The organism is Synechococcus sp. R8-2 (genome assembly GCF_047461715.1).
Lineage (GTDB): Bacteria > Cyanobacteriota > Cyanobacteriia > Thermostichales > Thermostichaceae > Thermostichus.
Genome location: NZ_JANSHQ010000182.1, coordinates 1 through 4988, shown reverse-complemented (window position 1 = coordinate 4988; position 4988 = coordinate 1). Strand labels below are relative to the sequence as shown.

At 60.6% G+C, this 4988-nt stretch carries 5 protein-coding genes; 2 read left to right on the top strand and 3 right to left on the bottom strand.

The features are described from left to right. The first annotated feature begins 463 nt into the window (after positions 1–463). Both purN and NW819_RS04955 read left to right on the top strand, forming a co-directional pair. On the top strand, positions 464–1126 hold the full coding sequence (purN, locus tag NW819_RS04960; protein ID WP_414413075.1) for a phosphoribosylglycinamide formyltransferase: 663 nt from the start codon (positions 464–466) through the stop codon (positions 1124–1126). Positions 1127–1152: 26 nt separating this feature from the next. After that, positions 1153–1956 carry a PIN domain-containing protein gene (locus tag NW819_RS04955; protein WP_414413074.1) on the top strand — a complete coding sequence of 268 codons (804 nt, stop codon included), beginning with the start codon at positions 1153–1155 and terminating at the stop codon, positions 1954–1956. A 9-nt stretch (positions 1957–1965) separates the two neighbouring features. On the opposite strand, the gene NW819_RS04950 is transcribed toward NW819_RS04955, so the two are convergent. The 3 genes from NW819_RS04950 to cobD form a co-directional block, all read right to left on the bottom strand. Then, entirely contained in the window at positions 1966–2847 is an 882-nt protein-coding gene (locus NW819_RS04950; protein WP_414413073.1) for a hypothetical protein, read from the bottom strand. Between the two features lie 282 nt (positions 2848–3129). Beyond that, positions 3130–3789: a hypothetical protein gene (locus tag NW819_RS04945; protein WP_011432533.1), complete on the bottom strand. Its 660-nt coding sequence runs from the start codon at positions 3787–3789 to the stop codon at positions 3130–3132. Positions 3790–3814: 25 nt separating this feature from the next. Beyond that, positions 3815–4948 carry a threonine-phosphate decarboxylase CobD gene (cobD, locus tag NW819_RS04940; protein WP_414413072.1) on the bottom strand — a complete coding sequence of 378 codons (1134 nt, stop codon included), beginning with the start codon at positions 4946–4948 and terminating at the stop codon, positions 3815–3817. Positions 4949–4988 lie beyond the last annotated feature (40 nt).

The following is a 4988-nucleotide window of genomic DNA, read 5'->3' as shown; positions in this document are numbered from 1 at the left end:
CCCAGGTTCTGGGCCGATCCCGCCAGCAGGGATCCCATAAACCCGGCCAGGATGACTACCATGCTGCAAATCCAAAACCGCCGGCGTCGTCCTTGCAAAGGAGCCATGCTCTCACACCCACTGCCCATGCTTTCCCACTCTAGATCAGGTGGCCGCTCGCCACAGTGGGACGGAGTCCATAAGATCCGGCCTCAACTGCTGGGATCGACTTGATCGACTTGGCCTATTTTTGGAGGAGCTTGAGAGATCGCGGATCTCCTGCTGCATTTTCCGCATTTCTTGAGGCATCTCCCGCAGCTCCTCTTGGGCTTGATCCGTGCAGCGCTCGATGGCGCGGGTGCGCCTGTCAAAGCCGGCGACGGTCAAGTTTTTGGATCCCTCTCTGGATCAACCTGGCCAGAACCAGAGGGGAGGCTGTCTGGGTTTAAAATAGCGGGGCTGCAGACTTTCCCACCAAACGCTCATGAACTCGCCCAGCTTACTCTGGCCGGATCCCGACGGGATCCCAGTGCCCTCTCAACCGGGGATCCTCGGCATTTTGGCTTCCGGCAATGGCAGCAATTTCGAAGCTATTGCTCAAGCCATTGAGGCTGGGGAACTGCAGGCCCAGATTGCTGTGGTCATCACCAACAATCCCAAAGCTTATGTGCGGCAGCGGGCCCAAAAGCGAGGGATCCCTTGCGTCTTGCTCGACCACCGAGACTACCCCCGTCGCGAAGATCTGGACGCCGCCATTGTCCAGGTGCTCTGGCAGCATCACGTGGAATGGGTGATCATGGCCGGGTGGATGCGCCTGGTTACCCAGGTGTTGTTGTCTGCCTACCCGGATCGCGTCTTGAACCTGCATCCCAGCCTGCTGCCCAGTTTCAAGGGCCTGCGTGCCGTTGAACAAGCCCTGAAGTGCGGTGTGAAAATCGCCGGCTGCACCGTTCATCGGGTCACCCTGGAAATGGACAGTGGCCCCATCGTGGCCCAAGCAGCCGTGCCGGTTCTGCCCGAAGATACCGTGGAATCCCTTTACCGGCGCATCCAGGCCCAGGAGCACCGCCTCTACCCGCTGGCCATCCGCCTCTGCCTGGCAGAGGGATCCCTGCTACCCAAGTCTTCGGGGAAGCTGCACAATTGAGGTTAAGTCCAACGCTGGCGCATCCCATGGCCGAGATCCCGCCTCTCCTCGTCTTCGACAGCCCCGTGATCCTGGCCGGTCGTCTGGCTCTATGGCAGGAGTGGGCACGGTTTGGGGTGTGTGTGCTGCCACAGGCAGTGATGGCCGAGCTAGAACGCCTGAGCCGGCAGGCTATTGATCCCCAAGAAGAATCGACAGCCCGCGAGTTTTTGCGCCACTGGCCCAGTCTAGGGTTTGCCGTCTCAGAAGCCCGTGCCTTGGTGGGTGGCGCCGGTGCCGGCGATCAGTCCATGAGGGTACGTTTGGAAGAAGCGATTGCCGAATGCGCCTATGCCCTGGCCCAGCAGCAGCCGGGAACGCTGGTGGTTTTGGTCAGCAACGACCGGCCTTTGGTGGGGCGAATTCAGGGTCTGGGTCTCAACAACCTCTGTGCCATCTCTCTGGCAGAGCTGAACCGGTGGATGCGTCAGCAGCAGCGCCCTCAGGCTGTGGTTATGGCTTTGAATCGGTTACCAGGGCCACCCATTCCTGCCGCCCAGTTGACGTCCTCTACCCTCGCTCCACCTGCCCGTCCCTTGAGTTCCTCTCCAGCTTCCGGGAACCCCCCCGCCCAGGCGCGGCAGCGGTCTGGAGCTGCTCAGGTGGGGCCGAGCACAGCCCGCCTCTGGCCCTTTTTGAAAAGCCTACAGAATGCCCTTGCGTTGTTGCTGGCCCTGGTTTTCCTCTCGGCAACCGGGTTGCTGGCCTGGCGCCTGCTCGATCCAGAAGGAAGTGAAGGGATCTGGCGGCGGCTACCTCTCTCTCGGATCCCTTGGATTCGGGATCTGTAGTCCTCAAAGCTACTGCTCAGCAATTGTAACGTTAAAGCCCTTATTTTTCAGGGTTTCCGCATGATAGCGGGCATACTCCAGTTGCTCAAATGCTGCCAACTGCACAAACTTCTGGCCATTCACATCTTTGACAAAGGCCCCATCAGAAACTTCTCGAGCACGTGCCAAGCTCTCATCTCCCGAGTAGGTAGTGAGCACCAAGAAGGTTCCCTCGCCGCGGTTCGGCCCCAGAGAGTCTACGCTGTTGTCGCTTAGGGGCACCACGTTCTGGGATCCCACAGAGGTAGGCGGTGAAGGTTGGGATGGGCGCTCCAGGCTGGCTGCCAACTGCTCCACCGTTTGCAAGCTGGGGGGAGAGGGTTCCTTGGAAGCCAAGGCCAAGTCGGTCTGCAGGCTGTCCAGCAGGTTAGGAACGCCTTGAAGAGGATCCACCTGTACGTCCTTCAAGTCCGGGGTGGCCGTCAAGCCCAGCGCCAGCCGATCCGGATCCAAGCCACCGGAATAGAACTCCTCTCCCACCTGCCCTTCCACCGGTTCCAGTGGGATCAGGGGCAACTGGGCCAAATCCAGCTGGGCAGGGATCCCTTCTTCCGCCCTGCTGGCAGCACTTTGGGGCAGGGACAGTTCTTCCGGCCAGATCAGCCAGCGCACCCCAAAGCCAATCCCCGCGCAGGAAAGCACCCACAGCAGCAAGACCCAGAGGGGCGAAAAGGCCCCGGAGGGCCGCGGCATCTCTTCCTCTTCCAAGTCTTCCACCACCTCTTGAATGAGTACAGGTGAAGGGCGCTGTACAGAGCTGGTATTCCCAAGCTGACCTGCTCGTGGTGGCGGGACAGAGTCCATGCGCTGCAAACGCTGCCAGAGGCGGAATCGCTCCAGTTCTTTCAGCACATCCAAATGCAGATGGCTCAGCGCCTCCTGAAGAGCAAGTTGAGGAACTAGATGTGAATGGGACTGCTGTGCCGGAGACAGGGGTTGGGTAGGGTCTGGGGGAAGCGGAGAAGGACTCATAGACAGCCCACACTCAACTTGATGTAAAGTCGGAGAGCAAACAATGCCGATCCACTGTTACAGCCGGAAACAGCCTAACAGGAGAAACCACCTTAGGAACAAGGATTGCCAGCGCCCCATACCTTGCCATAAACCACCATGCCACAGGGCTATGGCAGTCTTCTAGGGCTTTGCCTCCAGATAGAGGGCACGCACATCTGTCGGTAGGTTCTGAAGCAAGATCTGGCGGGCAGAGGCAACGATGGCATCCACGTCTTCTGGAGCAAGGTAGTATCCGTCAGCCTTGAGTTGGTCGGCAATGCGAACCGGTGGCCAGCCAAAGCGATCCCGCAGCAGCAGAATGAAGCGCAGATCCCCCGGCAAGGTATCCAAACCAGCAGTCAAATAACAGGCCAGTGCCGGTGAAAGAGAGGACTTCGCCCCGCCTCTGGTGGAGTCGAGACTGCAAGAAGCTTGAGGGCGGGTGGGGATCCCATCCAAGGATTGGATCAGCTCACGGGTTTGCTCCGCCAGCCAGGGTCGCAGCACAGGATCCCCTTCGCCAGCCGCTTCTTCCACAAGGCTGTGGACATCTAGGCGCTGTAGGCGCAGGTAAAGCCGCAACCAAACCTGCTCTCGATAGGCAGCCCACTGCTCGGGCGGCAGATGTTCGGCAAGGATCCCGTCCACCCACTGGCAGTAGCGGCAAAACAGGCTGATGAAGTAGCGGGCCACCTCCGGCTGCCGTTGAAAGGCCCGCAGCAACTCCAGATCGCTGTAATGGGCCACCCCCCGCACGATAGGGGCGTTGCATTCCGGCCAAAAGGCGGTAGCTTCGGGCATGAGAATTTCTCCCGCAGAAAAATCCCTAGCTATTCTCCAGGATCTCCCGGCAGGCGGATAACAACTGCTCCTGCTCCGGCAGGGTGCGCAGGCCAATGCGCAGGTAGCGATCTCCCAGCTCGGGAAAACTCAGGCAATCCCGCACCAGAATCCGGTGCCGCTGCAGCAGCGCCCGCTGAATTTGCGTGGCAGAGCCAGGGCAGCGCACCAACACAAAATTGGCTTGACCAGGCCAGGGATCCCAGCCGGGCAGTGCTTGCAAACCCCTGAACAAATGCTCTCGGGCCACGGGTAGCCAGGCCAAGGTGCGCCGGCGGAAGTCCTCATCGGCCAAAGCTGCCGCCACTGCCACTCCCGCCAATCCGTTGACGCTCCAGGGATCCCGCCACTGTCGCCAGCGCTGCCAGTGATCCGGGTGCCCCACCGCAAAGCCAATGCGCAAGCCGGGCAGGGTGAAAAACTTGGTGAGGGAACGGATGACGATGGTGTTGGGGTGAGCCGCCAGGTGGGGGATCAAGGTTTGGCTGCGGGGCATTGCCGACGGGCTGGAGTTTAAGCTCAGGGTGGGCTCCCCCGGCAAAAAGTCCATAAAAGCCTCGTCCACCACCACCCGGTCGAACTGGGGCAGGAGAGGCAGGATATCTTGCTGCGGGATCAGCCAGCCCGTCGGGTTATGAGGGTTGTTCAGCCAGAGCACCCGGTTTCCCTTGCCTGCCGCCGGAAGCGGCTCCTGGAGAAAGGCGAAACTAGGGGATCCCTGGCCGGGGAAAAAAGGCAGCGGCTTGATGGTCGCCCCTGCTGCCCGCAGAGCCCGCGCATAATCCCCAAAAGCAGGCTGGGGCAGCCATACCTCCCGCCCTTGCGCATCCCGGGCTGCCCAGGTGAGCAACTCCGCTGCCCCATTGCCCACAAAGATCCACTCAGGATCGACGGCCCAATGGTTGGCCAAACAGATGCGCAAGTCCCGATAGTCGGGATCCGGGTAGCGGCTGATTACAACCGGGTCTGCTGCAGACAGCGCCTGAGTCAGAGCTTGCAAGACCGATTCCGGTGGGCCCAGCGGATTCAAGCTGGCCGAAAAATCCAGAATCTCCTGGGGAGAGCAGCCAGCGATTGCTGCTCCCCAAGCCCAATTGCCACCATGTCGAGGCTGCTCCACGCCCTACCCAGCAGCCGTTCGCGTCAGCGGGACGAAGTCC